The 4,872-nt window shown below is 44.8% G+C and carries 7 protein-coding genes; all 7 read right to left on the bottom strand.

The genetic code is table 11. The features are described 5' to 3' along the window. Positions 1-426: 426 nt before the first annotated feature. Complete coding sequence (locus IT392_10100; protein MCC6544836.1) at positions 427-1,209, bottom strand: M14 family metallocarboxypeptidase; 783 nt, start codon at positions 1,207-1,209, stop codon at positions 427-429. After that, positions 1,182-1,970: a class I SAM-dependent methyltransferase gene (locus IT392_10095; protein ID MCC6544835.1), complete on the bottom strand. Its 789-nt coding sequence runs from the start codon at positions 1,968-1,970 to the stop codon at positions 1,182-1,184. The genes IT392_10100 and IT392_10095 overlap by 28 nt, the downstream gene beginning before the upstream one ends. Further along, the gene (locus IT392_10090; GenBank protein ID MCC6544834.1) at positions 1,901-2,248 is read right to left on the bottom strand and encodes a DsrE family protein; all 348 of its coding nucleotides are present in this window, start codon (positions 2,246-2,248) and stop codon (positions 1,901-1,903) included. The genes IT392_10095 and IT392_10090 overlap by 70 nt, the downstream gene beginning before the upstream one ends. Further along, positions 2,241-2,651: a CoA-binding protein gene (locus IT392_10085; protein MCC6544833.1), complete on the bottom strand. Its 411-nt coding sequence runs from the start codon at positions 2,649-2,651 to the stop codon at positions 2,241-2,243. The genes IT392_10090 and IT392_10085 overlap by 8 nt, the downstream gene beginning before the upstream one ends. Positions 2,652-2,714: 63 nt before the next feature. Next, positions 2,715-3,044 (bottom strand): helix-turn-helix transcriptional regulator, encoded by a 330-nt coding sequence (locus IT392_10080; protein MCC6544832.1) that lies wholly within the window; start codon positions 3,042-3,044, stop codon positions 2,715-2,717. A 40-nt stretch (positions 3,045-3,084) separates the two neighbouring features. Next, positions 3,085-4,242 (bottom strand): NAD(P)/FAD-dependent oxidoreductase, encoded by a 1,158-nt coding sequence (locus tag IT392_10075; protein ID MCC6544831.1) that lies wholly within the window; start codon positions 4,240-4,242, stop codon positions 3,085-3,087. A 198-nt stretch (positions 4,243-4,440) separates the two neighbouring features. Next, positions 4,441-4,872, bottom strand: a 432-nt coding sequence (locus IT392_10070) for a hypothetical protein (GenBank protein MCC6544830.1), incomplete at its 5' end; no start/stop codon positions are given.

Genomic DNA, 4,872 nt, shown 5'->3' with positions numbered 1-4,872 from the left:
CCTGGAGCGGGAAACGGGATTTGAACCCGCGACCCTCGCCTTGGCAATTCTTAACAACCGTTTTTTAAAAGGGCTTTAAGTTCATCCGGTTTCCCCGTTTTGTTTTATTTAACCAGATGTTAAGCGTCTCGATAGTTTCGACTTATTCCTATGAATTCTGTGGATTAAATAAAATTATATCACGAATCTATCACAGGAAAAATCCTGAATTCATAGGCCATGACCATCGCCTTTTCAGCAACAAGACACTCTATGCTTTTTGATAGAGCGGCTGTTAACCGCTTGGTCGTAGGTTAGAACCACCACACTCACAGACTCTCTGAGGGAGTCATAAGATTATTTATCAACCGTGACCTGTTTGGTAACCAGATAACCTGTTTATGAACAAACCTGAAGGTCTGTAGGAAATAATAAAATTATAAGGTTTTATAAAGAAGAGTATTGACTGAGGGCCGTATCAAGAGCCATCAAATGCATGCCAACTCGTTCTTTCAGTGAGAATTGATGCGGTGATTCCATAGTAAGACAGTGTCTTGTGCTATTCAAATAAAGGTAGAGGGGAAGTGGTAGATTATCTCTCCTTATCCTGAATATCTTTTCGGTCTTCTGCGGGCAGATTATCCCTCCGCAGTTTGGGAACCCGTCTATATGTTCTCTTAAATCGATGGAATATCTTTGAGATATTTTCTGTATAATCATCTCTGCAAGATGGTTTTCTCCTTTTCTTGCGATTTCATAGAGATAAAAACCTTCTCCGTCTATATCCTCATGGAAATCCAGATAGAGATCAAAACACATCCCCCTTAAAACACTTTCCACTATTGATACCTCCTCTGGCGGGTCGTTGCTCCCGAATCTGCGATTTAAGTCTACCCCCATTATATTTTCTCTGGTACCTCTTTCATATCCCGTCGGATTGGTGCATGGAAATAGAGTAAATTGAAAATCCTCTTTCCATTTTCTAATGCCTCCATTCGACGTATCCAGGTCTCCTTCGAGAAAACATAATAGGGCCTCTACCCCTGCTGGTTCATCACCATGTATACCGGCTGAAAGCGCAACCCGTCTATCTCCCTTACCATAAGAGAGCATATAAATAGGATACTCATTCTTTAGTGTTCCTATCATAACCGTTTGTACATCATCAATATTCTTCAGCCTTTTTATAAGAGACTTATAAATCAAGCCTGTTTTCTTGCTATGATGCATATAAAACCAGCTCCATCCAGAAGTCTGTTCTGTACTGTCTCCCCCTCATGATTTTCAGAGGGTCGTCTTAAGAGTGTCGATGAAAATCCCACGGCAATCATGTCAATCTTTTTTATCATGTCAATTACCTCGGCCGGGCTATAGAGTCTGGCGTATCTATACAACTGATGGCCTTCTGCTTTTTTCCTTGAATAAAGCAATCCCCAGGTGCTTTCCCTGTTGATTATTCCTATTATCAATCCTCCACCTGGTTTAAGGACTCTCTTGGCCTCACAGAGGGCTTTTTCGGGATCATCCAAAAAACATAGGCTAAACAGGATGAATACCCCTCCAAAGCTGTTGTCTTTGTATGGAAGGTCTTCACCTCTCCCCAGTTTTACTTTAACCCCTCTCGCTTTCGCCTTCTCAAGCAGAGCTGGAGATGGGTCTACTCCATACTCTGCGCCTAATGCCTCTGCAAACCTCCCGGAGCCGACACCGACCTCAAGAAATGGAGGCTTGAGGCCACTTATCAATATACTGACAGCTTTGACCTCAGAATCAAATAATGCCTTTCCTTCAGGGCTTTCAAACCACCTATCATAATCCTCCGCATAAAGGTCAAAGGCCCTGACCGCGTCACTTATATTATCCACGATTTTTTGCCTTAACAATAACACCGACAAAATGCCTGACTGTCTGCCTGAGAATTTTAAAATACAAGAACCTTTTTTGAAGAAATCGAGAGCTCGGTTAACTCCTCCAGAGTACTCTTCCTGCACCCTTCGATGAGATCCTCCTCTCTGATTCCCCTTGCATCCATGCAGGTGACACAGAGCAGTACCTTACCACGCCGGATTATTGGTTTTAGCATCCGTTCTATATTATAAAAACCGTCAGGCGTCTTCTGTCCGCTCTTGCCGCATACAACCGCATCCCCCATGAGGAAGATAATGACCTCTTCCTCCCTTTTATTGAGACTATTGGCAAGTCTCAGCGCATTGTACGCCTTTTCACTGCCATATGGCGGGTCATTGATTATGATGGTTATTTCAGGCATTTTTCTCTTCCTTCCTTTTCATATGTTCTTTAAGCATACACCGGTCCATGACAACCATTAATCCCGCTTTCCTCGCCTTCTGGGCAGCCTCTTCGTTTACTATGCCTTCCTGCATCCAGACCGCCTTTACCCCTTTTCTGATGGCCGATTCGACAATCGGCATAGTATCCTGAGATTTCCTGAAGATGTCCACCACATCGATATCTCCGGGGAAAGATTCCAAGTCCGGATAGCACTTCTCCCCAAGGACCTCTGTAATAGTGGGATTTACCGGAATGATATCGTACCCCTGGCTCTTTAGATAGTTCGCTACAGTCAGACTGGGACGCCCAAGTTTGTTTGAGATGCCGACCACAGCAATGGTCTTGGCTGTCTTTAAAATCCGTTCTATATCTTCACTCATGAGTGCCCTCCCTCATTAAATCAATTGTTTCGAAATTATGAAATTGATATATAAAAATAAGCTTTATTTGCCTTTTGATGCCACCTTTGAGAGCATCCCCTTTTCCCTGAGCTGTTCCATCATGACCTCCCGCATAAGTTTGCATGCCTGGACTACCTTTGGGTTTGATATCCTGTAGTGTATACTCACCCCCTCCCTGCGGGATTTCAGTATCCCCTTGGACTTCATCATAGAAAGATGCTGGGAGAGGTTAGCCATCCTGATGTCCATTATTTCAGCAATCTCACCGACGGTAAGTTCCTTTTCACCAAGAATGTTGATAATCTCCAGTCTCTTTGCGTTTGCCATAATCTGGCAGATACTGGCATGCAGTTCAAAAATCTCCTTGTCCATCCTTAAAATTCCTCTTATTTATATGTCTGCCCAAGATATACTAAAACCATTCAAACAACCAGAACTTTTCGAAGGCAACCTTTCCGAGGTGGAGGGTACGGTTTGGTCCGCGTATTTTAACCTGTGGTACAGGCTCTGCAAAGAAATTACCCCTGCCGAAGCCTGCCTTTCCATCTCCCGTTTCGATAAAACACTCCCCATGACCCTCAAAAACCGCCGGCTTCCCTTTGCCTGTGATCGCATGGATAATATTATTTGCCACCACCTCTGCCTCTCCATGCGCAAACACACCTGCTTTGGGAAGTGGTTTACCCATCGGGAGCATGATCCCTGTAACATCTCCTACTGTATAAACACCTGGAAAACGGGTTTCCAGAGTTCCCCGATCGACAGGTATCCATCCGCTTGCATTTGTTAGTCCAGCTTCCTGCACCACCTTGGGCGCCTGATGGGGTGGAATGTAGATCAGCAGATCATAGTCCGTTGTGATACCGTTGGTGAAACGTATCTGCCTGGCTGTCGTATCAACCCCGGTTACAGTCTGTTCAGGGTGAAAATGAATATCTTTTTCTTCCACCATCTGACGTACCTGTCTTGAGACCTCCGGCCCTGCAACACCCATAGGGCCTGGTTCCGGGGTATAGAGATCAATCTGTATATCCTGACGTATCTTGCGTTTACGGCAGTCATATTCGATCAGCATTGCGGCCTCATAAGGTGCAGCCGGACATTTAAAAGGAATGCTGCTCACCAGTATGACAATGCGGCCTTTGCGGATTTCAAGTCGTGCGTCACGCAAGGCTTCGGCCCCTTCTAATGTATAAAAGGTATATCCCCCCTCGACTAATCCGGGTATTTTATGGGGAATAAGTTCCGCTCCAAGTGCAATAATCAGATAGTCTCCCTTAATCTCCCTGCCGTTGACCTGGATAGTCCTGTTCTCAGGGTCTATTTGCTGAATATCCCCTGTAACAATCTCGACCCCTTTCTTACCCAGTTCTGTAAGGGGCCGGGAAATTTGCTCTGCTGTCCTAAGGCCGGTCATCAACCAGAGAAAGGACGGGGTAAATATATACATGGGGTTCCTTTCCACGAGTATGATGCGGTATTCACTGGGAAGTTTCTTGCGCAACCGGCTTGCCGACACAATCCCGCCGATTCCTCCTCCCAGTATTAATATGGTCTTAGATACTGCCATATCTATCCCCCTGTCTTCCCTGAAGTAATTCTTACAACTTATTGATGTTAAGTTATTTTATAATTAAATAATTAAGAAATTATGCAATTATGAATTAATATATATCTGATTTGGCTACTGGTGTCAATATCTTCTGAACGCCCCAAAAAGCCACTCACAGATTTAGGCCTTGCACCGCTAACCTGAGCCCCGCCTCCTTTATTTCTCAACCCACCTACCATCAGAAAAGTAAAAAAACCTTGGGGCACGCACAACCCTTGCACTGACGAGCCTGCGGTTTTCCTCCTGCGGCCCATATGAACCAGCAGATCGTGGCGCTGTGATTACTTCAATTACGGCTACCAGTAGCGGTTGTTTTTTGTTTGAATCGAATTTTGGCAATGCAGCATTAATTTCTCCCTTGGTGACAACATTAGCAAGTCCGAGAGTCGTTGACCCATATGTTCCACAGAGGCTCATGTCAACCTGTCCCACAGGAGGCTGGCGTTGTGCAACCAGGAGGGCATAACTTGCCCCCACACGGGTACTGATGAAAACATCTTGAGATACTATTATTGCCCGGTCATCTCCCTTCAACGATTCTATTTCCAATATCTTCTTTGTCAGCGATTCCTTTGTTTCCTGCGTATT

Source organism: Nitrospirota bacterium (assembly GCA_020846775.1).
GTDB lineage: Bacteria > Nitrospirota > 9FT-COMBO-42-15 > HDB-SIOI813 > HDB-SIOI813 > RBG-16-43-11.
This window is presented reverse-complemented; position numbering and strand designations above follow the sequence as displayed.